This is a genomic window from Lentzea waywayandensis (assembly GCF_900115955.1).
Classification (GTDB): Bacteria; Actinomycetota; Actinomycetes; order Mycobacteriales; family Pseudonocardiaceae; genus Lentzea; species Lentzea waywayandensis.
This window is the reverse complement of record NZ_FOYL01000001.1, coordinates 1,108,412-1,133,130: the sequence shown is the minus strand read 5'-3', so window position 1 is coordinate 1,133,130 and position 24,719 is coordinate 1,108,412. Positions and strand designations below refer to the sequence as shown.

At 70.4% G+C, this 24,719-nt stretch carries 17 protein-coding genes; 15 read left to right on the top strand and 2 right to left on the bottom strand.

The window, feature by feature from the left end; all coding sequences use genetic code 11:
- Window positions 1–31: 31 nt before the first annotated feature.
- The 4 genes from BM417_RS04720 to BM417_RS04705 all read left to right on the top strand — a co-directional run bounded on the left by BM417_RS04720 (window position 32) and on the right by BM417_RS04705 (window position 4,481).
- Complete coding sequence (locus tag BM417_RS04720) at window positions 32–919, top strand: ParB/RepB/Spo0J family partition protein (protein ID WP_093588444.1); 888 nt, start codon at window positions 32–34, stop codon at window positions 917–919.
- A gap of 116 nt (window positions 920–1,035) precedes the next feature.
- Window positions 1,036–1,566, top strand: a complete 531-nt coding sequence (locus BM417_RS04715; protein ID WP_143138503.1) for a hypothetical protein — start codon at window positions 1,036–1,038, stop codon at window positions 1,564–1,566.
- An 84-nt stretch (window positions 1,567–1,650) separates the two neighbouring features.
- The gene (locus BM417_RS04710) at window positions 1,651–2,304 is read left to right on the top strand and encodes an ABC transporter ATP-binding protein (protein ID WP_093588442.1); all 654 of its coding nucleotides are present in this window, start codon (window positions 1,651–1,653) and stop codon (window positions 2,302–2,304) included.
- Complete coding sequence (locus BM417_RS04705; RefSeq protein ID WP_093588441.1) at window positions 2,304–4,481, top strand: FtsX-like permease family protein; 2,178 nt, start codon at window positions 2,304–2,306, stop codon at window positions 4,479–4,481. Before BM417_RS04710 ends, BM417_RS04705 begins: the two co-directional genes overlap by 1 nt.
- A 132-nt stretch (window positions 4,482–4,613) precedes the next feature.
- Here BM417_RS04705 and BM417_RS04700 read toward each other — a convergent pair whose 3' ends face one another.
- Entirely contained in the window at window positions 4,614–5,231 is a 618-nt protein-coding gene (locus BM417_RS04700; RefSeq protein ID WP_093588440.1) for a TetR/AcrR family transcriptional regulator, read from the bottom strand.
- 66 nt (window positions 5,232–5,297) lie between these two features.
- Between BM417_RS04700 and BM417_RS04695 the strand changes: the two genes are divergently transcribed.
- Window positions 5,298–7,367 carry a 2Fe-2S iron-sulfur cluster-binding protein gene (locus tag BM417_RS04695; RefSeq protein ID WP_093588439.1) on the top strand — a complete coding sequence of 690 codons (2,070 nt, stop codon included), beginning with the start codon at window positions 5,298–5,300 and terminating at the stop codon, window positions 7,365–7,367.
- On the opposite strand, the gene BM417_RS04690 is transcribed toward BM417_RS04695, so the two are convergent.
- Window positions 7,357–8,331: a helix-turn-helix transcriptional regulator gene (locus tag BM417_RS04690; protein ID WP_093588438.1), complete on the bottom strand. Its 975-nt coding sequence runs from the start codon at window positions 8,329–8,331 to the stop codon at window positions 7,357–7,359. The genes BM417_RS04695 and BM417_RS04690 overlap by 11 nt on opposite strands.
- A 62-nt stretch (window positions 8,332–8,393) precedes the next feature.
- On the opposite strand from BM417_RS04690, the gene BM417_RS04685 reads away from it, so the two are divergent.
- The 10 genes from BM417_RS04685 (at window position 8,394) to BM417_RS04635 (ending at window position 24,719) form a co-directional block, all read left to right on the top strand.
- A complete protein-coding gene (locus tag BM417_RS04685) occupies window positions 8,394–8,855 on the top strand; it encodes a VOC family protein (protein ID WP_093588437.1) in 462 nt (153 codons plus the stop codon).
- A gap of 173 nt (window positions 8,856–9,028) precedes the next feature.
- Entirely contained in the window at window positions 9,029–10,039 is a 1,011-nt protein-coding gene (locus BM417_RS04680) for a beta-ketoacyl-ACP synthase III (protein ID WP_245821695.1), read from the top strand.
- Between the two features lie 80 nt (window positions 10,040–10,119).
- The gene (locus BM417_RS49795) at window positions 10,120–10,476 is read left to right on the top strand and encodes a cytochrome P450 (RefSeq protein ID WP_281251289.1); all 357 of its coding nucleotides are present in this window, start codon (window positions 10,120–10,122) and stop codon (window positions 10,474–10,476) included.
- Between the two features lie 125 nt (window positions 10,477–10,601).
- Window positions 10,602–11,351 (top strand): PP2C family protein-serine/threonine phosphatase, encoded by a 750-nt coding sequence (locus BM417_RS04670; protein WP_093588434.1) that lies wholly within the window; start codon window positions 10,602–10,604, stop codon window positions 11,349–11,351.
- Entirely contained in the window at window positions 11,348–12,601 is a 1,254-nt protein-coding gene (locus BM417_RS47550) for an FHA domain-containing protein (RefSeq protein WP_177320274.1), read from the top strand. Before BM417_RS04670 ends, BM417_RS47550 begins: the two co-directional genes overlap by 4 nt.
- Window positions 12,598–14,079 carry a serine/threonine-protein kinase gene (locus BM417_RS04655; protein WP_093588431.1) on the top strand — a complete coding sequence of 494 codons (1,482 nt, stop codon included), beginning with the start codon at window positions 12,598–12,600 and terminating at the stop codon, window positions 14,077–14,079. Before BM417_RS47550 ends, BM417_RS04655 begins: the two co-directional genes overlap by 4 nt.
- A 105-nt stretch (window positions 14,080–14,184) precedes the next feature.
- The gene (locus BM417_RS04650) at window positions 14,185–20,346 is read left to right on the top strand and encodes an Ig-like domain-containing protein (RefSeq protein ID WP_093588430.1); all 6,162 of its coding nucleotides are present in this window, start codon (window positions 14,185–14,187) and stop codon (window positions 20,344–20,346) included.
- Window positions 20,347–20,372: 26 nt separating this feature from the next.
- The gene (locus BM417_RS04645) at window positions 20,373–21,341 is read left to right on the top strand and encodes an AAA family ATPase (protein WP_093588429.1); all 969 of its coding nucleotides are present in this window, start codon (window positions 20,373–20,375) and stop codon (window positions 21,339–21,341) included.
- A gap of 1 nt (window position 21,342) precedes the next feature.
- Window positions 21,343–22,491 (top strand): DUF58 domain-containing protein, encoded by a 1,149-nt coding sequence (locus BM417_RS04640; protein WP_093588428.1) that lies wholly within the window; start codon window positions 21,343–21,345, stop codon window positions 22,489–22,491.
- Window positions 22,488–24,719: a transglutaminase-like domain-containing protein gene (locus BM417_RS04635; RefSeq protein ID WP_093588427.1), complete on the top strand. Its 2,232-nt coding sequence runs from the start codon at window positions 22,488–22,490 to the stop codon at window positions 24,717–24,719. Before BM417_RS04640 ends, BM417_RS04635 begins: the two co-directional genes overlap by 4 nt.

Sequence of the window (24,719 nt, the reverse complement as noted above, 5' to 3'; positions counted from 1 at the left end):
GAGACGTGTCGAGCGGTGCCCTGTCGCCGTCGTGTCGATCGACTCTCTGAAGCCTCCGGACTCACCTCGACTCGCGGGCATCGACGAACAGCACGCCCGCGCGTTGGCGGAGTCTGGGGTGGAGCTGCCGCCGATCCTCGTGCACGCGGTGACGCGACAAGTCATCGACGGAATGCACCGAATTCGTGCCGCTGTGCTGCGGGGCCGGCGGGAGATCGAGGCGAGGCTCTACGACGGGGACGGCAGGGATCTGTTCGTGCTCGCTGTCGAAGCCAACATCGCACACGGCCTGCCGTTGACGCTGGCGGAACGCACCGCGGCGGCCACTCGTATCGTCAGCTCGCATCCGTGCTGGTCCGACGGGGCGATCGCCTCGATCGCCGGTTTGTCGGACAAGACGGTGGCCTCGATCCGGTGCCGTTCGAGGCCGGAGAATCCGGAGTCGAACACCAGAATCGGCAAGGACGGGCGGGCCCGGCCGCTGAGTTCGGCGGAGGGCAGGCGACTCGCCGGCCTGCTCATCCAGGAGAACCCCGGTCTGTCGTTGAGGGAGATCGCTCGCGCCGCGGGAGTGGCACCGTCAACGGTGCTGGACGTGCGAGAGCGGCTCAACGCCGGGCAGGATCCGGTTCCAACGAGGCTGCGTGGCGCGAAAAGCGCGAAACGGGTGAGAAAGCCGCGCGGATCGCAGTCGGATCCCGCCGACACGTTGCGCGGCCTGCGCAATGACCCCTCGTTGAGGCTCAGTGAGAGCGGGCGGGCATTGCTGCGCTGGCTCGACACGCACACCGTCGATGCCGCCGGCTGTGAGCAACTGCTGTCCAGGATTCCAACGCATTGCTCGTCGGTCATCGCGTCGTTGGCTCGGGCGAACGCCACCACGTGGGCGCACATCGCGGATTCTCTGGAGGTCGAGTGACCGGGTTCCGCACTGCGCCGTTCGAGTGCGGCTCGGCATTGTTCGAGTTGGCGCGGCAGAATCATTTGAGCGAACCCGCGGAGTCACGTTAGGGTGATTTCACCACCACTTGAGCGGTGGTGGTGAATATCGCCTTTCCTGTCTTTTTACTTGGGGGATTTGCAATGAACAAAACCATGAGCGAAGCCGGTTGGGCACGTCGGATGGCGGTCGTCGCGACGGTGTCGATCGGCGCGGTGCTGGGACTCGTGGGCAGCGCGTCGGCGAGCCCCGCTGATGCTCCCGCGGCCGACGAGGGCACGGTCATCAGCTTCAACGTGGGTGGCAAGGAAATGCCGGCCAAGGTGACCGGTGACGTCAGCAAGTTCGCCGGCAGGGCCTTCGGCTGGGAGGACAACAACTTCTCGGGCGACCGCTACATCGACGTCGGCCAGGGCGAGTGCAGCGAGGACAAGTGCGAGATCGACGGCTGGAATGGTGACAACGAGATCTCGTCTGTCAACAACGACTCGACCTGCAAGCTCCGGCTGTTCGCCAACGACGCCTGGACGGGTCGTTTCTACGACCTCAACAAGCAGACCTCGAACGGGAACCTGTCGAGCGTCGGTTTCGACAACGAGGCGGAAAGCCTGCAGTTCATCTGCTGATGATGGCTCTCCGCTAGGGTTTGGTCACGGATGGTGACACGGGTGGGGGGTGCCAGGTGCGCCTCCCACCCGTCGGGCTGGGGGATGAAATTGATCGAATTGGTCGGGGTGGGCCTCAATTACGGCTCCACCTGTGCCTTGGACGAGGTCGGTCTGAGGGTCGACGCCGGCTCGGTGGTGGCGTTGACCGGGCCTTCGGGATGTGGGAAGTCCACGCTGCTGCACATCGTGGCGGGGCTCCTGCAGCCGGACGAAGGCCGAGTTCAGGTGGGCGGGGTGGACCTCACTGCGGCGAACGACCGCGTGCGCACCCGGTGGCGGCTGGTCAACTGCGGATTCGTGTTCCAGCTCGGCGACCTGGTGCCCGAACTGACCTTGCTGGACAACGTGGCCCTGCCTCTGCACGGCGTGCGCGCCAAGGGAGCGGCCGCGCTGGCCAGGGACACCCTGGCGGAACTGGGCGTGGGCGACCTCGCCGACCGCTTTCCCGACCAGGTTTCGGGCGGCCAGGCGCAGCGTGCCGCGATCGCTCGCGCGCTGGTGCACAACCCGCCGCTGGTGCTGGCCGATGAGCCCACCGGTTCGCTCGACCAGAGTTCGGGAGCGAAGGTGCTCGACCTGTTCCTGCGCGCCGCGACCGACCGCGGAGCCACGGTGCTGCTCGCCACCCATGAACGCGCACTGGCGAGCAGCGCGCATCGCGAGATTCGCATGCTCGACGGCAGGGTCGTGGCCTGATGCGCGATCTGATGCTGGGATGGCGGATGGCGGTGGCCTCGGGCAGCCGGTCCTGGCTGCGGCTGGCGCTGGGCGCGCTGGCCGGCCTGGTCGCCGCGTTGTTGCTCACGTCGGCGTTGGCGGCCCAGTCCGCCATCACCGCCACGGAACAGCGCGAGGAGGCCCGCACACCGACCGCGGCACTCGGCGGGGAAGCGACCGCCCTGCTCATGAGCGAGCGGGTGTCCTCGTACCGCGGCGAGGAGGTGGTGACCGTGGCGGTGATCGCGAAGGAGGGGGCGCCGGTTCCGCCGGGTGTCGCCGCGTGGCCGTCGGCGGGTGCCATCGTGGTTTCGCCCGCGATGGCGAAAGCGTTGGACGACCAGGCGTTGCGTGCCGAGTACCCACAGCCGATCGCCGCGGTCATCGGGCAGGAGGGCGTGACCGGCCCCGGCGAGCTGTTCGTGTACACCGTGGTCGAGCCCTTCCCCGGTGACGAGAAATCGTTCGCACCGGTCGCAGGCTTCGGAAAACTGGCGTCCAACGGCTCCTCGATCCGGCTCAACGTGGACAAGGACTGGTCGGACCTGCTGACACCCTCGCGGATTCTCACCTTGCTGGCATTGCTCTACGTGCTGCTGCCGCTCGCCGTGGTCATCGCGACCGCCACCCGGCTCTCGGCGGCGACCCGGGACCGCAAGCTGGCCTCGCTCCGGGTGATCGGGTTCAGCGTGCGGCGCTGCCAGTTGATCAACTCCGTGGAGACGGTGGTGGCAGCGGGAGCGGGGGCACTGCTCGGGCTCGTCGTTTTCGCCCTCGTGCGCGGTCTTCGCGAGACCTGGTGGATCGGGCCGATCGGCGCCTACTCCGGCGATCTCGCCATCGGCGTCGGTCTGGGCGTGGTGATCGCGGTAGGTGTCCCGCTCTACGCCGTGCTGGTGTCCGCGCTGGCCATCGGCCCTGTCGTCCGGGACCCGTTCAGGCCCGCCCGGCGCAGTCCGCGCAAGCCGTCCGCCGCACGGGTGGTGCCGCTGGTGCTCGGAGTGCTCGCGTTGGGAGGCGCGGTCGTGGTCGGACCTGTCGATCCCAATCTGGGCGAGAACGCCGCATGGTTCCTGCTTCCCGCCGCAGTGGGGAGTGTGCTGACCCTCGTCGGCCTGCTGACCAGCTTTCCACTGCTCGTGCGGTGGCTCGGTGGACTCCTGGCGCGGACCCGCGTGTTCCCGCTGCGGCTGGGGGGTGCGGCACTGCGCTTCGACCCCCTGTCGAGCACTCGGGTGCTCGCGGGCGTCCTGGCCGGGTTGTGCGCGGCCGGCGCGGGATCAGTGATCAGCACCGCCACCGCTGTGGACGGCGGTGTGCCGAACTCGTTCGTCGGCAAGGCCGTCTCCATCGAGATAGACCATCCCCTGACGTCCTCGGTGACCAGCGAACTCGCGGCTGTCGACGGTGTGGTCGGTGTCGCCCGCTCCGGAATCGTCCACGACACGACCCTCGTCGCCGACTGCGACTCGCTCCGCATCCTCTACACCGGCGCGGAGTCGTGTGTGGACGGTCGGCGTTATTCAACGACAGCAGGAGACTCGTCTCATCTGGCGTTGACACCGCGCTCGGACACCACGACCCGAACCTTCACGGACGTGGCGACCCTGACCGCGCTGGCGCCGGGCGAGGTGCCCCCGCTGGTCACGACTGTCCTCATCGACGGTGGTGTTCCTGCGGCAGACCGGGTGCGTGCGGTGCTCGGCGCCCGCGTCCCGGCCGCGACCGCCGCCGCTCCTCTCATCGTGCGTGAAGCCCTCGACACCGCCACCATCGGGCCCGTCACGACCGCGCTGGCCATCACCACCCTGAGCCTCGGAGCCATCGCACTCGCCATCACCACCACCGACGACCTGCTGCGCCGCAGGAGAGAACAGTCCCGGCTGCGCGTGGTCGGCCTCGACTCCGGCACGTTGCGCACCACCGCGCTCGTCCGCCTGTGGGTGCCCACCGCGACCGGTGGTGTGCTGATCACCGTGGCCACCCTCGCCATCACCGTCATCCTGTTGCGCGCCCTGGGCAAACCGCTCGGCATCGCGACGACCAGCGTCACACCGTTGCTGTTCGCCACGATGGCGCTGTGCGCCCTGCTCGCCGTCCCAGTGGTGACGGCCGCCGTGCCGCCGCTGACCGCTCGGACGCTTCGGCGGGAATGAGTTCGTCCGGAAGGTCGGCCGCGTGGCGCAGGACGTCGGTGGGGAGTACGGCGAACCTGTGTCCGTGACGCCCGCGGCCACCGAGTCGGCGGTGACCATCAGGACAGCTGTTCCGGTGGGCACCGCTCCAGATCAGTCGCCGCGCAGGTAGCGGGTGACCATGTGCACGAGCTCGTTCTCGAACGTCTCGACCGGGGTGGTCCGCGGGGTCGCCGCGAACCGGTGGGTGTTGAGCTCCACGGTGAACACGATGAGGTCGACCGCGGTGTCCAGGTCGTGCACCCGGACGTCGGGGTGGCGGGCGAACAGGTCGCGGACCTGGGCCACGCGCTGGGCGCCGTGCCGGGTGATCGTGTCGCGCAGCTCCTGCGAGAACTGGCCTTCCTCGACCATGATCCGGAGCAGCTGGGGGTCGTCGCGGTGGTTGTCGATCGCGTCGCGGACCAGGGCTCGCACGAGCGGTTCCAGGGTGCCCGGTGCGAGGTCCAGGTGCTCGGTTCCCGTCCACGTGCCGCGGTCCACGTGGCGCACCAGCAGTTCGGCGAGGATCGCGTCCTTGTTGGGGAAGTACTGGTACAGCGAACCGATCGAGACGCGCGCCCGTTCGGCGATTTTGTTGGTGGTGCCCGCGGCGTAGCCGTGTTCGGCGAAAACGTGAGCAGCCGCGGTGAGGATGCGGTCCCGGGTGAGTTCCGCCCGGACCTGCCTGGGCTTCCGACGTGGGTCGATGTCGCGGTTGGCCGGCGGCACGGCGTCCTCCTGGTGGGGCTGCGAAAGCGAGTATCCAAGACGTGAGCAAAAGCTCATAATAGTGCTATGAGCTGGGAAAACAAGCTGGAAGACGGTCATCTGCTCACGACCGTGGACGAGGTCGAGTCGGTGGTCGGACGGCCTGCCTCGATGGTCGTGGCGAAGCAGCTCAAGGCTCTCGACGAGGGGTGCGTGGAGGTGCTCTCCCGCAGTCCGATCGCGGGGTTCGGGTATCGGGACGCGGATGGCGGGCACACCACGACGTTCGTCGGCGGCCGGTCTGGGTTCGCGCGGGTGCACTCACCGACGCGGATCTCCTTTCCGGTGAACGGATCCGTCGGCGGTGGGCCGGCCTCGCTGGTCTTCCTGCTGCCGGGCGTGGGGGAGACGTTGCGGGTCAACGGGTTCGCGCGTCGTGACGGCGAGGTGGTCTTCGACGTCGAGGAGGTGTACGTGCACTGCGCTCAGGCCGTTCTGCGGTCCGGGCTGTGGCAGCCGCCCTCGCAGGCGGGGCCGGCGCCGGAGATCGGTGACGGTCCGCTGGCGCAGAACGGTGTCGCGGACTTCCTGGTGGCGTCGCCTTTCCTCGTTCTGTCCACATGGGACTCCTCGGGTGGAAGCGACACCAGTCCGCGCGGTGATCAGGGTGCGGTCGTGCGGATCGTGGACGGCCGCACGCTTCTGATGGCGGACCGCAAGGGCAACAAGCGTGCCGACTCGTTGCACAACCTCCTGCAGGACGACCGGCTCTCGTTCGCCGCGCTGGTCCCTGGACGGACCGGTGTGCTCCAGGTTCGCGGCAGGGGGATGATCACCGTCGATCCCGCGCACCTGGAACCGTTGGCGCTGCACGGAACTCCGCCGCACGCCGCGGTGCTCGTCGACGTCGAGGCCGCCGAGCTGGTCGTGAGTGAGGCCGTCGCGCGGGCACGGATGTGGACCGCGGACTTCGATCGCGACGTGCCGGACCTGATGGCGCTGGCGAGCCGGCATCTGGCCGCGAACACCGGCAGCAGGTTGCTCGGGATCACGCGGCTGATCCCGGAGAAGTGGCTGCGGGCGGTCATGAACCTCGCCTACCGCTCGGGTCTGCGCAAGGAGGGCTACGAAATCGCGAGCCTCCGGCCCCGTGCCGCCGCGGTGGACCCGTTGCGGGAGGTTCGGGTCGTCGAGGTGCGCCGCGAGACGCCCAGCGCGGTCACGGTGGTGCTGGAGGACGGGAAGCCGTTCGACTTCAAGGCCGGTCAGTTCTTCACGCTGGTGGCCGACGTCGACGGTCGCCAGGTGCGCAGGCCCTACTCGGCGTCGTCGGTGCCTGGCTCGTCGCGGTTGGAGGTCACGGTCAAGCAGGTGGAGAGCGGGCGGTTCTCGGGCCACGTTCATGGTCTCTCGGTTGGCGACCGGCTGTTCGTGCGTGGGCCGTCAGGCGCGTTCCACCTGCCAGGGGAATCCAATGGCGGCGTGGTGCTCATCGCGGCGGGCAGCGGTGTGACGCCGATGATGAGCATGATCCGCACACTTCTCAGCGCACCCGGTACGGGCCGAATCGCGCTCTTGTACAGCAATCGCGGTGTCGAGGAGACCATCTTCGCCGCCGAGCTGGCTCGGCTGGGGGAGCAGCATCCCGGGCGCTTGTCCGTGACGCACGTGCTGACGTCTCGGGAAGGACGCCTGGACGTCGCCGGGGTACGGCAGTGGGTCACCGCCCTTGCGTTGTCCGGCCCCAGGTTCTACGTCTGCGGCCCGGAACCGTTGATGGACACCGTCCGGCAGGCGCTGAACGAACTGGGCGTGCCCGGCGAGCACGTCCTCGTCGAGCGCTACGCCGGCGGGCCTTCCGCGGCGGTCGTCTCCGCTATGCCGCAACGGATGCGGGTCGAGGACGGTGGGCGACCCGTTGGTGCCGCGGTGGTCGAGCCCGGTCAGACCCTGCTCGACGCGGGGCTCACGGCCGGGCTGCCGATGCCGTACTCCTGCACCGTCGGCAGTTGCGGCGAGTGCGTGGTGAAGCTGCTGGGCGGGAAGGTGTCGCAGCAGGAGCCCAACTGCCTCACCGCGCAACAGAAAGCCGCCGGGCGGGTGCTCGCCTGCACCAGCACGCCGTTGACGGAGGTCACCGTGGACGTCAAGGGGTGAGCGAGGCCCTGGCGGCGCGGCGGGACAGGTCGGCGAACGCGTCGCGCAGGGCGGGCGGGCCGATCACCTCGACGTCGGCGTCGAAGCGGGCCAGTTTCGCGGCGAGCGCGGCCCACGACCACGCGCCGGTCAGCAGCCTGGTCCGGGCAGGGCCTGCCTCCTGCGCCGTGTCGCCGCCGGCGAACGGGGCCACGTCGGCGAGCGGCAGGTCGAGGATCACCTCGCCGCGGCAGGGCCAGGCGTCGGTGTCGGAGCCCTTGAATCGGGCGGACAGGAACGTGGCGACGTCGCCTCCTGGCACCTCGCGCGGCGTGAACCGCGGGCCGTTGGGGGTGCGCAGCGTCATCCGGTCGGCGCGGTAGGTCCGCCAGTCCTCGCGTTCCGGACTCCATCCGACCAGGTACCAGCGGCCCGTCCGGACCACGAGGTGGTGCGGCTGCACGCGGCGTGGCGGCCCCGGGGTGTCCGGGCGGCCTGGGGCGTCGTAGTCGAACCGCAGTTCCTCGCAGCCGCGGATGGCGGTGCTCAGGGCGAGCAGGAGGTCGGTGTCCACCTGGGGGCCGCGCCCGGCCGGTTCCACCTCCAGCGCGTCGATGCGCCGGCGCAGGCGGGACGGCATGACCTGACGCACGGTGGCCAACGCCCGCGCGGCGGCCTCCTCGATGCCCGCGCCGGTGCCGACGGCGATCCGCAGCGCCACGGCGAGCGCGACGGCCTGGTCCTCGTCGAACAGCAGCGGCGGCACTTGACTGCCCGCTTCGAGCCGGTACCCGCCGTCGGGGCCCTTGACCGCGTGGACGAGGTAGCCGAGCTCGCGCAGCCGATCGACGTCGCGGCGCACCGTGCGTTCGCTCACACCCAGGCGCTCCGCCAGCAGACCGCCCGGCCAGTCGCGGCGGACCTGGAGCATGGACAGCAACGACAGCAGGCGACCGGACGTGGTCGTCGAGGCGGCGATCGGCATGCGTTCAGCCTCGCACAAGTAGCGGACGTTCCCTGTCCGCTACTGCTGACAGAGTCCCTCTCATGTCACTCAACGCAGTTACCCACCTGAACTTCCGCGGCCAGGCCAGGGAGGCGCTGGAGTTCTACCGCTCGGTGTTCGGCGGGCAGATCACCGTCATCACGTACGCCGACTTCGGGATGCCCGTCGAGGTGCCCGGCGCCAAGAACGTGGTGTTCGGCGAGGTCGTCGCCGAGAACGGCTTCCGCGTCATGGCCTACGACGTGCCCGGATCCGGCGAGCCGGTCGCGCCCGGCGAGCCCACCACCCGGCGCGTGAACGGCACCACGGTCACCGAGGAGCCGTTCTTCCTGTCCGTGCGCGGCGAGAACGTCGAGGAGGTCACCCCGGTCTGGGAAGGTCTCGCCGACGGCGCGACGGTGATCGAGAAGTTCGGCCCCGCGCCGTGGGCGCCCGCCTTCGGGATGCTGGCCGACCGGTTCGGCGTCACCTGGATCATCGACGTCGCGGCCGCTCACGTCTGAGGCCGTTCAGGGGGCGGGATCACCCCCGCCCCCTCGGTCGGCCTGGACCGGTCCAGGCCGCTGAAATCCTTTCAACGGAACAACTCCGTCTCGTAGATGGGAAAGGGCGTCGTGCTCCCGCCCTGTACGTTCAGTCTCATCCCCCTTTGAGGCTGTGAGAAAGAGGACGCACGGTGAGTGAGCACACGCATCGCCCGGTACCGGTGCTGGAGGCGGTGGCCGGAATCGTGCCGCCACGGGTCGTGTCCAATGAGGACCTTCCGGCGCACTGGGACACCAACGATGTCTGGGTTCGCCGGCGGACGGGGATCGGCACCCGGCACTGGGTCGACGAGGGCACCTCGACCGGGGATCTCGCGCTGGCCGCCGCGGAGGCGGTGCTGGCGAAGAGTCCGGCCGGTGACGTGGACGCTGTGGTGGTGGCCACATCGACGCCGGACCATCCGATGCCGGGGATGGCTCCCGTGCTGGCCACGCGGCTGGGGCTGGGCGGGGTGGCGGCCTTCGACGTGTCCGCGGTCTGCACCGGCTTCGTGTACGGGCTGGCCACGGCCAGCGGGATGATCACGGCCGGCATCGCGCGGCGGGTGTTGCTGGTGGCGGCGGACGTCTACTCGACGTTGATCTCGCCGGACGACCGCGGTGCCGGTGTGGTGTTCGGTGACGGGGCCGGCGCGGTGGTCCTGCGCGCGGGTGAGTCCGGTGAGGCGGGCGAGGTGCTGGGGTTCGACCTCGGCAGCGACGGGGCGGGGCACGACCTCATCACCGTGCCCGGCGGGGGTGCGCGCGGACGGGCGGAGCCGGGGCGATACGGGCCCGCGGACTGCCATTTCCGGATGAGCGGGCGCGAGGTCTTCCAGCATGCTGTCACTCGAATGACTGAATCTTCCCTTGCCGCACTGAAGAATGTGGGCTGGACCACGTCGGAAATCGACCGCGTCGTCGCCCATCAGGCCAACGCCAGGATCCTTTCCCTGGTGGGGCAGCGACTGTCCATTTCGGACGACAAGGTCCTCGGCAACATCAGCCGCGTGGGCAACACCGGTGCCGCCTCCATCCCGCTCGCGCTGGCCGACGCCGTGGCTCGCGACGAGATCCACGCAGGGGAGAAGGTGCTGCTCACCGCGTTCGGCGGCGGGTTCACCTGGGGGTCCGCCACCCTGGTGTGGCCGGAGATCGTTTAACTCCGTCCGAACCCGCCTGTTGTCCACAGTGGACAGTTGTTCGGGTGGTGAGTCATTGGGATGCGAGGAATCCGGGACGAGTGCGTACCAGAAGGCCGGGAGACCCCATTCCTGAGCAGGCTGGTGGAGCGCGACGACCTCAGCCCCGCCGAGGTCGCCTCGATGGGCTGATCTCCACGGCCAACCGCGACGAGGAGCAGTTCGGCACCGACGCGTGCGAGCTCGACGTCACGCGCGATGCCAAGCGGCACATGGCGTTCGGCCACGGCACGCACCTGTGCCTCGGCCAGGCGCTGGCCCGCGTCGAACTGCGGATCGCGCTGGAGACGCTGTTCCGCCGGATGTCGGGGCTGCGACTCGCCGTCGCCGAAGAGGACCTCGTCCACACCGCCGACAAGATCGTCTACGGACTGAGGTCGCTTCCCGTCACGTGGTGAGTGCATCGCTGCCCGTCGCCCAGACGTTTCCGATTTTTCGTGGCCACTTTTTGTCCCTGAATCCGCATAACGCTTCGTGAACGCCGAGCGATGAGAGGTCCGAACGGCGGAGCGGAGGTGGTGCGGTGAGCGCGGTGCTGGCGGGCGTCGCCACGCATCCCGGTGTGGTGCGGGAAGTCAACGAGGACAACGCGATCGCGGGCAGGCAGGTCTTCGCGGTCGCCGACGGCGTGGGCGGGCACGCGGCCGGCGAGGTCGCGAGCGCGCTGCTCGTCGCGCGTCTGCGGGACCTGGACCAGCACGACGTGCCAGGGCCGGAGGACGTGCGTGCCGCGCTGTCCGCCGCGGGCAGGACGTTGGAAGAGGCCGACCACGGTGGCATGACGACGGTGGCGGGGATCGCGCTCGTCACGTTGTCCGAGCGGCCGCACTGGGTCGTGTTCAACGTTGGCGACTCGCGGGTCTACCGGTTCGACGGCGCGGGGCTGACCCAGCTCACCGTCGACCACTCCGAGGCACAGGAGCTCGTCACGGCGGGACTGCTGACCGCGGACGAGGCCAGGAACTATCCGCGCCGGAACGTCGTCACCCGCGTGCTCGGCAAAGCGGGTATCGGCGACCCCGACCTGTGGTTGTTCCCGCCGCGCGTCGGCGAGCGGTTCGTGATCTGCACGGACGGGCTGACGAACGAGATCGCCGACGCGGAGATCGAAGAGGTTCTCCGGCAGCACGCCGACGCGAAGGAAGCGGCGGCCGTGCTGGTGGACCGTGCGGTGGCGGCTCGGGCGCGCGACAACGTGACCGCGCTCGTGGTCGACCACCTGGTCGTGGCGGAGGCGTCCAGCTGTGACACGGCACCTCGGAGCCCGAGATGACCGAGGTCGAGTACGTGCCGGGCACGTGGGTCGCGGTCGTGGGGGAGCGCACGTGGCTCCTGCTGGCCGTGGCGCCCGAGTCCGCTCTCGTGCGCCGTTGCTGGGAACTGGTGCGGTCGGACGAGCCGCTGGACGAGGTGCTCGCCGCGATCGTCCACGAGGGTTTTCGCGCGGTGAGCGGCTTCGCGCTGCTGACCGCGAACCGCGTGGTGGTGCGGGGTGAGGCACGGCTTCAGGTCATGAACGCTTCCGGCGCCGTCGAGGAGATCACCGCCGCGGGCGTCGGGACGTGGGTCGACCGCAACCTCGACGACGTCGCACGGTTGCGCGTCGTGGCCGGAGTGAGCGGGCCCGGACTGCCGGTGCGTGCTGGAGTGGTGCTCGCGAACGAGCTTCTGGTCGCCCTGTCCGACGCCGTGCCGCAGTCCGTGCCGCAGCCGGTTCCGGTGCCGCAGTCCGTGCCGGTGCCGCAGTCCGTGCCGGTGCCGCAGTCCGTGCCGGTGCCGCAGCCGGTGCCGCAGCCGGTGCCCGTCCCGGCCGAACTGACCGTTGTGCAGCAAGAAGAAGCGGTCGAGCTGACCGTCGTGCGTGAGCAACCCGCACCGCCGCCACCACCGCCAGCGCCCCCGCAGATCACCCAGGTCACCGGCGTGATCCAGTCGTTCGACTGGGCACCCCAGAACACCCCGGCGCCCACCCCCGCGCCCCCGGCTCCGGCCCGGCCGCCCGTGACGGAAACGGTGCTGCGCACGACCATGTTGTCTCCCAACGACACCCAGATGTTGCAGGGAACCAGGAAGGACCTGGTGCGGGCGAGGAAGTGCCCGGCGGGCCACCTCAGCTCGGACTACGCGGTGTACTGCCGGGTGTGCGAGGTTCCGTTGCCGGAGCAGGTCGCCGCCATGCTGCCCGTGCCGGTGCTCGGGTTGCTGCGACTGTCCAACGGGGACACGATCTCGCTCGACCGCAACGTCGTGATGGGCCGCGATCCCAGTGGTGACCGCGGCGGCGTGAACCTCGTGCAGGTCGGCAGGGAGAACGACACGGAGATCTCCCGGACGCACGTGGAGATCCGGCCGGCGAACTGGGACGTGCTGGTGCGCGACCTCGGTTCGATGAACGGCACCAGCATCTCGCGGCCGGGTTGCCCGCCGGAGAAGCTGGCACCGCACATCGACGAGATCCTCTACCCCGGCACCCGTGTGACGCTCGGCGACCAGTTCTTCTTCACCTTCGAGGTGAGCGGATGACCCTGGGACCGCCGGACATCCCGCACTTCGAGTACCGCGGCGACATCGGCGGTGGCGGCTTCGCGATGGTGTACCGCTACTACCACCACAAGCTCAAACGCGACGTCGCGGTGAAGGTGCCCAAGGCGACCGGCCTGTCCGAGGACGTGCGGGAGCGGTTCATCGCCGAGGGCGAGTCGATGGCGGAACTGGGCAACCACCAGAACGTCGCCACGGTCTACGACACGGACACCGCGGCCGACGGACGCCCGTTCCTCGTCATGGAGTACTGCCCCGGCGGCGATCTCGCGAAGATCTCGGCCGTGGCACCGTTGCCGGTCGGGGACGTGCTCGACATCGGCGTGCAGATCGCGTGCGCGGTCGAGACCGCGCACGAACGCCGGATCCTGCACCGCGACATCAAACCCGCGAACGTGCTCATGAACGAGTACGGCAAGCCGTGTCTCACCGACTTCGGCATCGCCGGCCGCTTCGCCGAGAACGACGCGGAACGCCAGGTGATGCTGTCCGTGCCGTGGTCGGCCCCGGAACTGCTCACCGGCGCCGCCAAGGAGAAGAACGCGGTCCTGACGGAGGTGTTCTCGCTCGGGGCGACGTTGTGGCACCTGATCGTGGGGCACTCGCCGTTCATGCCGCCCGGTACCGACAACTCGATCGGAGCCGTCGAACAGCGGATCGTGTCCGGCTGGCTGCCGTCCGGGCTGCCCGCGCCGGAGGACCTGCGGCGGTTGCTGCTGGGCGCCATGGCGACGGAGCCGGAGGAACGGCCGCTGTCGGCGCTGAAGCTGGCGCTGGGTCTGCAGCGAATCCAGAAGGCGCAACGGTACGGCGAGACCGCGCTGGTGCTGATGCCCGCTGTGGCGCCTCGCAGGCAACCGGCACCCGCCGCCCCTGCGTTCGTACCGCCCCCACCGCCGGTCGCGCCGCCGACGCAACGCAAGATGTTCACGTCTCCGCTTCCGGCGAGCTCGGCACCGCACACCGTGGTGCGCAAGGAGAAGCCGTCGCCGCAGACGATCCTCCGGCCACCGCCGCCCGTCGTGGAGCCGCGGCCCGATCAGCCGGTCCGCCTGCGCTGGCCCCACTACGCGGCGGGCGCGCTGGCGACGGTCGTGATCGTGGGTGTGGGCGTGTTCCTGTTGTCCGGTCAGGAGAAGCAGGGCAACGGACCGGCGGTGAGCACCGTCGCCGACGACGGTTCCGGCCAGAACGCGGGCGCGGACAACGCGCCACCCGGCAGGCCCGCGATCACCGCGACGAGACTGGACGCGAAAACTGTCCGGTTCACTTGGAATTATTCGGCGCAGCAGGCGACGGACACGTTCTCCTGGCGCACTTCCGACGACGCCCGCACCGGTGTCGCGAAGGAGCCGCAGGTGGACGTCGAGGGCGCGCAACCCCTTTGCCTCCAGGTCAAAGTGGTGCGCGCGGACGGCAGCAACGCGACCGCGGACTGGTCGCAGGAGAGCTGCGGATAATTCTTCGTCAGCAATCGGGTGATTGCTGCAACGAATTCGTGGATCGGCCCGATAGGCGGTTGACGGAACCGCCGATGAGGGAACGCGACCTCTGCGAGGGGAACAGTGGGATTCTTCCGAAAGCACCGGACCACGCTCGCGTCCGGAACGGTGCTCGTTCTCGCGGCCGCCTCGCTCGTCGTCTACGCGTTCTCGTCGAACGGCAATCCGGTCCGTCAGGTCGATCTCAACGACGGTGGCGTGTGGGTGACGAGTGACCGCGACGGATTGTTCGGAAGACTCAACAAACCGGTCGGGTCGTTGGACGCCGCGATCAACCCGCCGGGTGGAGCGCAGCGCAACTACCAACTGGACATCGTTCAGGACGCCGCCGCGGTGGTCGCGCGGGACCGTGCGGGCGGCAAGCTCTACCCGGTCGACGTGGCCCGTTCGGTGACGCTGGGTGATCACGGACTGGTGCTGCCGACCGGTGGTCAGGTCGCGCTCGCGGGCGGCACGCTCGCCGTGCTCGACCCCGCCGCGGGCAAGGTGTGGGCGAGCCGGGTCGACGTCGACGCCGGCGTGAGCGCGCTGGACCAGCTGAGCCAGGAGTCCCCACCGCTGGCCACACTGGACGGGGCCGATGCCGCCGCTCTCGCCGTGGGACTGGACGGCACGGTGCACGCCGTGTCCGCCAACGGCCGCACGGTGAAGGTGACGCCCGCCGAGACCGGGTTCGCGGAGCCCGCGTACGGCAAGCTCACTTCCACGCCCAAGGCACCGCGAATCACCGCCGTGGGTGGCGAGGCGATCGTGCTCGACGCCGAGTCCGGCACCCTCTTCCTCCCCGGCGGCCGCACGACGCAGGCCGGACGGGAGTCCGTGCTCCAGCACGCCGGACCGGACTCGCCCGCGGTCGTCGTGGCCACCAAGGACAAGCTCAAGACGTTCGACCTCGACGGTGACGGCACGTCGACATTGCACGAGGGCGTGGACGGTGCTCCGGCCGAACCGGTGCGGCTCGGCGAATGCGTGCACAGCGCGTGGGCCGGTGCGTCCGGCGGCTACTTCCGCTCGTGCGGCGGCCAGAAGGCGTCGGCCGGCAACCTCAAGGACGCGAAAGCCCTGGTCCAGCCGGTGTTCCGGATGAACCGCAGAGCGATCGTGCTCAACGACGTCGCGACCGGCGCGGTCTGGGACCTGGGCACCCAGAACAAGGTCGACGACTGGCAGTCGGTGCGGCCCCCGCCCGAGCAGAAGCCCAGCGACAAGGACAAGAACGACAACACCACCGAGTCGGCGAAGGACAAGCCGCCGAAAGCCACCGACGACACGCTCGGCGCGCGTCCCGGCCGCACGACGGTGCTGCACGTGCTCGACAACGACTCCGATCCCGCCGGCAACATCCTGTCCGTCACGGCCGTGAGCGACCTAGACCGCAAGGAGGCCGGGCTCGCGATCGCCCCCGACGGCCAGACCGTCGAGGTGACGCTGCCGGAGCAGGCCCAGGACGTGCACTTCAAGTACACGGTCGACGACGGCAAGGGCCTCAACGCGACGGCCGCGGTCACCGTGCAGGTGCGCACCGAGGCGCAGAACGAGGCACCGGCCGTGCGCAAGGGCGCGGAGCCGTACGAGTGGTCGGTCGCGTCGGGCGGCCGGTTGACGTTGCCGGTGCTCGCGGACTGGCGCGACTTCGACGGCGACCCGGTCGTGCTCGTCGAGGCGGGTGCCAAGGCAGGCGTCGCGACCACGACGAACAGCGGGTTCGTCGAGTACGCGGCTCCGGTCGAGGCGGGTCAGCAGACCATCGACTACAAGGCCACCGACGGCATCGCGGACCCCGTGGCGGGTGCCGAACGCGTACGCGTCCTCGACCCGGCCGCCCCCACCGCGTTGCCCCCGGTCGCCCGTCCGGACGTGGCGCGCGGCCAGGTCGGCACGCCCGTGCTCGTCCGCCCGCTGGAGAACGACCTTCCCGGCGCCGATCCCGTCGATCCGTCGGCCGAACTGCGGCTCGCCGCCGACGTCGCACCGCTGGCGGGAGCGACGGTCACCACCGACACCAAGACCGGTTCGGTGACGCTGACCGCCACCAAACCGGGCACCTACCCGCTCGACTACACCGCCGCGTTCGGCAACGCGCCGTTCGCCAAGGGCGCGATCCGCGTGGACGTCACCGCGGCTCCCGAGACGCCGCTGCCGCCGGTCGCGATGCCCGACAACGCGGTCGTGCGCGGCCAGGAACCGGTTGTGGCCGACGTGCTGGCCAACGACTTCAGCCCCGCCGGATCGGTCCTCGGCGTGCAGCACGCGGAGGGCACCACCGGACAACTGGAGGTGGCAGTCGTGAAGGGCCGGTGGCTGCGGATCAACGCGACCGCGCCCGCCCTGGACCGCAACCCGCAGGTCGTGCGCTACACGGTGACGGACGGCGTGACCGGTCCGATCACCGGCGAGGTCACCGTCACCCAGCTCCCGCCGCCCGCCGACGACACCCCGGTGCCCAAGGACGACCGCGCGACGGCCCGTGCCGGCGACTCGGCGACGATCCCGGTGCTGGACAACGACATCTCGCCCGGTGGAGCGCCGCTCTCCCTGCAGTCCAACGTGCAGGGCACGCCGGGCACCGGCAGGCTGACCGTCACCGCGCGGGACGGCCGCCAGGACCCCGGCACCGCCTATGTCTCCGGCGACGTCGTCCGCTACCTCGCTCCCGACCGCCTCGACACGCCGTTCGTCGCCGAGGTCTCCTACGTGGTGCAGAACCCGGACGGCGACCAGGCCGTCGGCCGCGCGCACGTCACGGTGAACCCGGCGCCGACCCCGGCCAACCCGAACCAGCCGCCCGCTCCCGAGCCTGTCGAGGTGCGGGCCGTCGCGGGCGACCGGGTCACGATCACCATCCCGTCCAGCGGCGCCGACCCGGACGGCGACTCGGTCGCGGTCACCGGCATCGCGTCCGCGCCCACGCTCGGGCGGGTCGTCGGGATGGCCAGCACCTCGCTCACCTACGAGGCGTTCCCGACGTCCAACGGCACCGACTCGTTCGGGTTCATCGTCACCGACACCTACGGCCGCGAAGGGACGTCGCTGATCCGCGTCGCCGTGGTGCCGCCGGGAGATCCGCAGCCGCCGGTCGCCGTGGACGACGTCGTGACGGCCGCACCCGGCGCGCGCCTGGCGGTGAACGTGCTGACCAACGACGTGCGGGCTCCCGGCGACACGGTCACCGTCGAGCCGCTGAGCACGCGCAACCCGTCGTTGCCCGGTGACGTGAAGGGGCAGGACGGCCGGATCGAGCTGACCGCGCCGGACCTGACCGGCAAGCCGCTGGTGATCACGTACGGCATCACGAACGGCCTGGGCCAGCCGTCCATCGCCACGCTGACCGTGCGCAGCCGCGAGGACTACGCGATCCCGCCGGTCGCGGGCGAGCTGTTCCCGGTGGTGAAGAAGGAAGACAGCACCATCGAGGTGGATCTCGGCCCCGCGATCGCCGACCCGGACGGCCCTGCGGACCGGCTGGAGATCACCAAGGTGTTCCACGACCAGGCCAAGGTGTCCGGCCGCAAGGCGACGGTGCCGGTCGGCGACCACCCGCGCACCCTCGCCTACGAGGTCAAGGACGCGTCCGGCGCGACCGCCGCCGGCCTGATCCACGTGCCGTCCAAGGGCACCGGGGCGCCGAGGGCGATCCCGGACAAGCTGATCTCCGTACCGGCAGACGGTTCGACGTCCGTACAGGTCAAGGACTACGTCGAGGTGCCGTCCGGCAAGCAGCCGAAGCTCACGACCGTCGACAGGGTGACGGCCGCGCCGGCGACTGGGCTGGAGGTCCGCAACGAGGGCGACACCGGGCTGGTCCTGACCGCTCGCGGTGGCTACACCGGACCGGCTGCCGTGACGTTCGAGGTCACCGACGGCAACTCTCTGACCGACCCCGAGGGCAGGTTCGCCCTGATCACGGTGCCGGTGCAGGTCGGCCCGGACACCCCGGTGCTGCGCTGTCCCGCGTCGGCGCTCACGGTCGTCGAGGGCGGGCTGCCGGTGAAGATCGACGTCACCGCCGTGTGCCACGTGTGGGTCGCGGACCGCTCCAAGCTCGGCGACGTCCGGTACTCGGCGGCCTGGGCGGAACAACCGGACGGCGTCTCGCTCGAAGGCTCCGGCGAACGCACGCTGACCGTCACGGCGGCGGGCGGAGCGAAGCCCGGCACGACCGGAACGATCGAGGTCAGCGCGGGCGACGGGCCGAAGGGCAAGATCGCGGTCAAGGTCGCGGCCGCCCCGCCGCCCACCGTCGCCCCGGTGACGCTGGACGGCGTGAAGGCCGGTGACACCGCCACCGTCGACCTCGTCTCGTACGTGCGTTCGCAACTGCGTGACCCGAAGATCTCGGTCGTCTCCGTGAACCAGATCGGCGGTGCGGCGGCGAGCGCGAGCAACGACGGTTCGACCGTGCGCATCACACCGAATGGCGACGCGCACGGCGCCATCGACTTCAACGTCGTCGTGACCGATGTCGCCGACACCAGCCGTGAAGACCGCAAGGTCACCGGCCGGATCAGGCTGAACGTGCTCGGCGTGCCCGACGCCCCCGGCACCCCGGCACCCGGCCGCACGGTCCTGAGCAAGGTCGTCGAGCTGTCGTGGAGCACGCCGTCCGGCAACGGTGCGCCGATCGACTCCTACGAGGTCGACTACGGCCGCGGCAAGCAGGTGTGTTCCGCCTCGCCGTGCACGATCAACGGCCTGTCCAACGGCACGGAGTACACGTTCACCGTGCGGGCGCACAACCTCGTCGGCTGGGGCAAGCCCAGCGGCGCGTCCGCACCCGCACAGCCGAACACGGTGCCAGGCGCGGTGTCCGGGCTGAGCACGTCCACGCCGCGTGACGGTTCGTTGCAACTGAGCTGGGTCGCGGCGCCGAACGACGGCACGCCCGTGCTGCGGCACGAGATCACGTGGTCCGGTGGCGGCCGCACGACGGCACCGGGCGGTGCGACGGGCGTGACCGCGACCGGGCTCGACAACGACGCGAGGACCGTGTTCACCGTCATCGCGGTCAACTCGCAGGGCCCCGGCCCGGCGGTCACCGTCGAAGGACAGTCGGCGGGCGCACCGCAGGCCCCGGCGGCGCCGTCGTTCACCGCGACGAACGCCGCGAACGCGCAGACCCGTGCCGTCACGGTGTCGTGGGGCGCGGTCGGAGCCAACGGGCCCGGCCCGACCACCTACACGCTCACCCGCACCGGCGGTGGCACCAAGACCGTCTGCACCAAGGTCACCGCCACCACCTGCCTCGACGACGGCCTGCAGAACGACGGCACGATCTACAGCTACACCGTCGTCGCCGCGAACGCCGCCGCCGAGTCCGAGCCCGCCGGGCACACCTCGCCCGCCAGCGCACCCGCGCAGATGGAGGCGACCGCGACCCCGGACCCGATCACCGGGTTCACCGCGACGCCCACCGGGTCGGACGGGCAGGCGACGCTGCGGTTCGACGCGCCGGCCTCGCACGGCAAGTCGAACACCGTGAGCTGCACGTGGTCCGGCGGTTCGTGCGGAACGTGGACCTACCCGACCGGCGGGCAGGGCGGAGCGACGCAGACGATCACCGGGTTGCCGAACGGGCAGCCGGTGACGATCAACCTCCAGGCGTGCAACGGCAGCGGCGGCGGTGCCTACGCGGGCAACCCGTGCAACAGCGCGGTGAGTGCCGGTGTGACGACGTACGGGCCGATGCGCGACCTCGTGCTGAACACGTCCACGAGCAACACGGTCGTCAACTTCTCCGTGTCGGTGAACCCGAACGGCAAGCCGGCGAACGTCCAGGTGACCACGAGCCGGGGCTTCAACCAGTCGTTCACGACCGGTGTGGGCGGGTGGAGCTGGTCGGGCAGCCAGGACGTCGGCCACTCACAGACGGTGAGCGTGACGGTGACGGTGACCGATGCGGGCCGGCCGACGCTGAGCCAGTCCCAGCAGCAGACGACACCACCACCGCCACCGACGGTAACCGTCTTCAAGGGCGGACCGTGCCCTGCGGGAGGGTGTGTGGGCACGGTGGGGTCCTGCAGGTCGGACGACTGTGCCTACATCGGGGTTCAGACGGCGAATTTCCCCGGCAGGGTGACCTGCAGTTTCAGCAGCAGTGCCGGCGGCGGCTTTTTCAACGAGAGCTTCGGGCCGAATGAGCGCAGGGAAACGAGGAACTTCTTCGGATTCAGGAATCAGACGGTCACAGCCACCTGTGGCGGTGTATCGGGATCAATGGTCTGGTGACGTGCGAAACAGCAAAGGAAAGAATCATGACCGCCACTCCTGAACAGGCTCGGCTGTTCGCGCAGACCTTCGAGCAGATGGTGCTGAACATCTCCCGTGCCATTTCCGGCAAGGAGCACGTGATCCGTCTCGCGCTCACCTGCCTGCTCTCCGACGGGCACCTGCTGCTGGAGGACTATCCCGGCACGGGAAAGACGTCACTGGCCAAGGCGCTCGCGAACACCGTGCAGGGCAAGAGCACCCGCATCCAGTTCACGCCGGACCTGCTGCCGTCGGACGTCACCGGGGTGCAGATCTACGACCAGCAGCGCGGGGTGTTCCGCTTCCACCCCGGCCCGATCTTCGGCTCGATCGTGCTCGCGGACGAGATCAACCGCGCGTCGCCGAAGACGCAGTCGGCGTTGCTGGAGGTGATGGAGGAGGGGCGGATCACCGTCGACGGCGAGACGCACCCGGTCGGGTCGCCGTTCATGGTGATCGCGACGCAGAACCCGATCGAGCAGGCGGGCACCTACCGGTTGCCGGAGGCGCAGCTCGACCGGTTCCTGATGAAGACCAGCGTCGGCTACCCGGACCACAACGCCACGGTGGCGTTGCTGGCGGACGCGGCCACGCGGGACCGGTCGGTGAACGTGCCCGCCGCCATCGCCGCGAACGCGGTGTCGCAGCTGACCGCGCTGGCGGACCTCGTGCACGTCGACCCGGCCGTGCTCGGGTACGTCAGCCGGATCGCCGAGGCGTCGCGGGCGCATCCTGCCGTGCGGCTCGGGGTTTCGGTGCGCGGCTGCCTCGCGTACGTGCGGTGCGCGAAGACGTGGGCGCTCGCGCAGGGCCGCAGTCACGTGGTGCCCGACGACATCCAGGAACTCGCGCATCCCGTGCTGGGGCACCGGATCCTGCTGCACCCGGAGGCGCAGTTCGACGGCGCGACGGTCGAGAAGGTGATCGACTCGCTGTTCGCGGACATCGAGCCGCCCGTCCGGCGAGGTGTCTGACGTGGGGCGGCTGCTGGAGGCCGTCTCGCCGTCCGGGCGGTTGCTCGCCGCGGTCGCGGCAGGGACCTGGGTGCTCGGCGCCGTGCTCGGCTGGGACGAGTTCGTGCTGCTCGGTGCCACCGGCGTGTTGTTGCTGGCATTGGCGTGCGGACTGACGTTGGGTCGTGGCGCGGTTCGAGTCCGGGTGGACGTCACCAAGCGACGGCTGCAGCCCGACGAGTCCACGCGGTGCACCGTCGAAGTGGAGCACCACGGCCGGAGGTCGTTGTTCGCGCCCGAGGTCGAGCTCCCGATCGGCAAGGACCGCGTCGAGGTGTTCGACCGCGGCCGGGAAATCGAGATCGCCGGCCTGAAGCGCGGGGTGATCGCGGTCGGTCCCGCGACGACGGTGCGCGGCGACCCGCTCGGGCTGGTGCGGCGGACGGTCGGGATGACGGAGGTCGTCGAACTGTTCGTGCACCCGCTGACCGTGCCGCTCGCGCCACTGGGCACCGGGCTGCTGCGCGACCTGGAAGGCTGCACCACCAACGACGTCTCGATGAGCGACCTGGCCTTCCACGCCCTGCGCGAGTACGCGCCGGGTGACGACCGCCGGCACATCCACTGGCGCTCCACGGCGAAGCTGGCGGCGTCCACTCAGGACGGACGGTTCCTGGTCCGGCAGTACCTGGACACGCGGCGGGCGCACATCGTCGTGATCGTCGACGGCGCGGAACGGTCCTATTCGGACCCCGAGGTGTTCGAGATGGCGTTGTCGGCCGGTGCCTCCGTGGTGAAACGGGCGGCGGCGGACGAGATCGACACCACCGTGGTCGCGGCGGGCCACGTCTCCGGCCGCGGCGGCGGACAACACGTGCTGGACGTGTTCGCCCGCGCGGAACTCGGTGGTCCCGGCCTCGCCGGAGCTGCCACCCGCGCGGTGGCCGCGGCACCGGACGCCACCCTGGTCGTGATCATCACGAGCGCGCGGCACAGCTACGCGGACCTGCGGGTCGCGGCGTCCGCGTTCTCACCGGAGGTGCGCAAGGTCGTGCTGCGGGTGGATCCGGCCGAGCACACCAGAAGAGCGGCGAGCACCTCTTTCACCGTGCTCACGTTGCGGCAGCTCGGCGACCTGCCGGGGCTGCTGGCGGGAGGGACTCTGCAGTGACCGGACTCGTGCCCCGCCGCGACGACCTCGTCGACGCCGCTTTCCTGAGCGCGTTGTTCGTGGTGGCGCTACTGGGTTTTCGCACCACCTACACCGGCTGGGGCTTCCTGCTCGCCGGTGGCACCGGGCTCGTGCTCGGAGTTCTCGCCGGGCACGTGGCGTCCGTGCTGCGGCGCCCGATGATCGCCGTCGCCGCGATGACGGTCGCGGTGTTCTTCCTCCTCGGCGGCGCGGTGGCGATGCGCGGCAGCGGGGGAGTGCCGACCCCGGACACGCTCGCCGGGCTGGCCGACATCGGTGTCCACGGCTGGAAGCAGTTGCTCACAACGCTGCCGCCGGTCGACGGCACCGGGCCGTTGCTGGTGCTGCCGTACATCCTCGGCCTGATCTGCGGCGCGGGCGGATTCACGCTGGCCCGCCGGGTGAAGCTCAGCGCGGCCCCGATCGGCGCGCCGCTCGCCGTGCTCGCCGCGGTGATCCTGCTCGGCACCGGAGAGGCGGCCGGGATGCTGGGCGCCGCGTTCGCGGCGGTCGGCACCGGCTGGCTGGCGGTGCGGGCGGCACGGCATCGCACCGGGGCACGCGTCCGGGGGATGCGAGCGGTGACCGCGGTGGTGCTGGTGGGTGCCGCCGCAGGCCTGGCGTTGCTGGCCGCGCCGGTGCTGCCCGGTACCGGCAGCGCGGATCGGCTGGTGCTGCGCAACTACGTGGAGCCGCCGTTCGAGATCGGCGCGTACGCGAGCCCGTTGGTCGGCTATCGCAAGCACACCAAGGACGCCAACCAGCTGTGGGACCAGACGCTCTTCACCGTGCAGGGCCTGCCGGAGGGCGAACGCGTCCGGATCGCCACGCTCGACGGCTACGACGGCCGGGTGTGGGGTGCGACCAACGATCCCTCCGGAATCGCGGGACCGTTGCAGCGCAACAACTTCCAACGCGTCGGCGCGCGGATCCCGGTCACCGGCTCCGGCGCCGAGGCGGACGTGACGATCAGGATCGAGGCGGCCTACGCGACGGCGGACGAGCTGAGCGCGTGGCTGCCGACGGCCGGACGCGCGCGGGAGATCGCGTTCGCCGGCGAGCGGAAGGCGGGCCACACCGAGAATCTGCGCTACAACCTCGCGACGGCGTCCGGCATCGTCGCCGACCGGCTCCGCGCGGGCGACACCTACGCGTTGCGCACAGTCCTTGCGGCGCAGGGAATCCCGGACGACGCCCAGCCGTTCGGACGGCCGTCGGTGCGCACCGGTGACCTGGCGTTCGTGCGGAGCAAGGTCGCGAAGTGGGCCGGTGACGCGACGACGATCGCCGAACGCCTGAAGACGGCTGCCGCGTACCTGCGCGACAACGGCGCCTACACCGACGGCGGCCCTGGCGAGACGGAGTACCTGCCGGGGCACAGCACGTCCAGGCTCACGGCGTTCTTCAACGCCAAGCGCCCGGCTGGCAACGACGAGCAGTACGCCGCCGCGTACGCGTTGGTGGCCAACGAGATCGGCATGCCGGCGCGAGTCGTGCTGGGCGCGCTGCCCGGCTCCGGCGGGGTGGTGCGCGGCGAGAACGTGCAGGCGTGGGTGGAGATCCACCTCGCGGACGGCACCTGGGCCGTCATCCCGAACACCGAGTACATGCCCGACCGCTCGAAGAAGCCGGATCACCAGCCGCCGCAGGAGATCGAGAACACCGACGCCTCGGTGGTGCCACCACCGAACACCGTGAAGATGCCCAGCTCGCTCGTCGACGCCAGCCGTGCGGACGCGGCCGGGGTCGGCACCGGCCCGATCGACCAGCCGTTCCTGCCGTCGTGGCTCAGGGATCTCCTGATCACCCTCGGCTCGGTGCTGCTCCCGATCGGCGCGCTGATCGGCCTGCTCGTCGGCGTGAAGTCCCTGCGGCGCCACCGAAGGCGGACGCGCGGGAGTCCGGTGACGAGGTTCGCCACCGGCTGGCGCGAGGTCGTCGACCACGCCCGCGACCTGGGGGCGACGGTGCCGCGGGGACTGACCCGGCGCCAGCAGGCGGCCGCGCTGGCAAGGTTCGACCTGCGCGGTCTCGCCGTGCGGGCGGACGACCACGTGTTCGGCCCCGGCACACCGGACCAGGCCGCCGTGGACGCGTACTGGGCGGCCGTGCGGGAGACCAGGAGCCGGATGCGCGCGACGGTGCCGCGGTGGCGCCGCTGGCTCGCGGCGCTGGACCTGCGGACGTTCCTGCCCCGGTACGAGTGA

What these genes read in the sequence shown, in the direction of transcription:
- BM417_RS04710 (WP_093588442.1), top strand. Translation starts at nt 1,651, where the DNA reads ATGAAATTGATCGAATTGGTCGGGGTGGGCCTCAATTACGGCTCCACC.
- BM417_RS04705 (WP_093588441.1), top strand. Translation starts at nt 2,304, where the DNA reads ATGCGCGATCTGATGCTGGGATGGCGGATGGCGGTGGCCTCGGGCAGC.
- BM417_RS04695 (WP_093588439.1), top strand. Translation starts at nt 5,298, where the DNA reads ATGAGCTGGGAAAACAAGCTGGAAGACGGTCATCTGCTCACGACCGTG.
- BM417_RS04690 (WP_093588438.1), bottom strand. Translation starts at nt 8,331, where the DNA reads ATGCCGATCGCCGCCTCGACGACCACGTCCGGTCGCCTGCTGTCGTTG.
- BM417_RS04685 (WP_093588437.1), top strand. Translation starts at nt 8,394, where the DNA reads ATGTCACTCAACGCAGTTACCCACCTGAACTTCCGCGGCCAGGCCAGG.
- BM417_RS47550 (WP_177320274.1), top strand. Translation starts at nt 11,348, where the DNA reads ATGACCGAGGTCGAGTACGTGCCGGGCACGTGGGTCGCGGTCGTGGGG.
- BM417_RS04655 (WP_093588431.1), top strand. Translation starts at nt 12,598, where the DNA reads ATGACCCTGGGACCGCCGGACATCCCGCACTTCGAGTACCGCGGCGAC.
- BM417_RS04645 (WP_093588429.1), top strand. Translation starts at nt 20,373, where the DNA reads ATGACCGCCACTCCTGAACAGGCTCGGCTGTTCGCGCAGACCTTCGAG.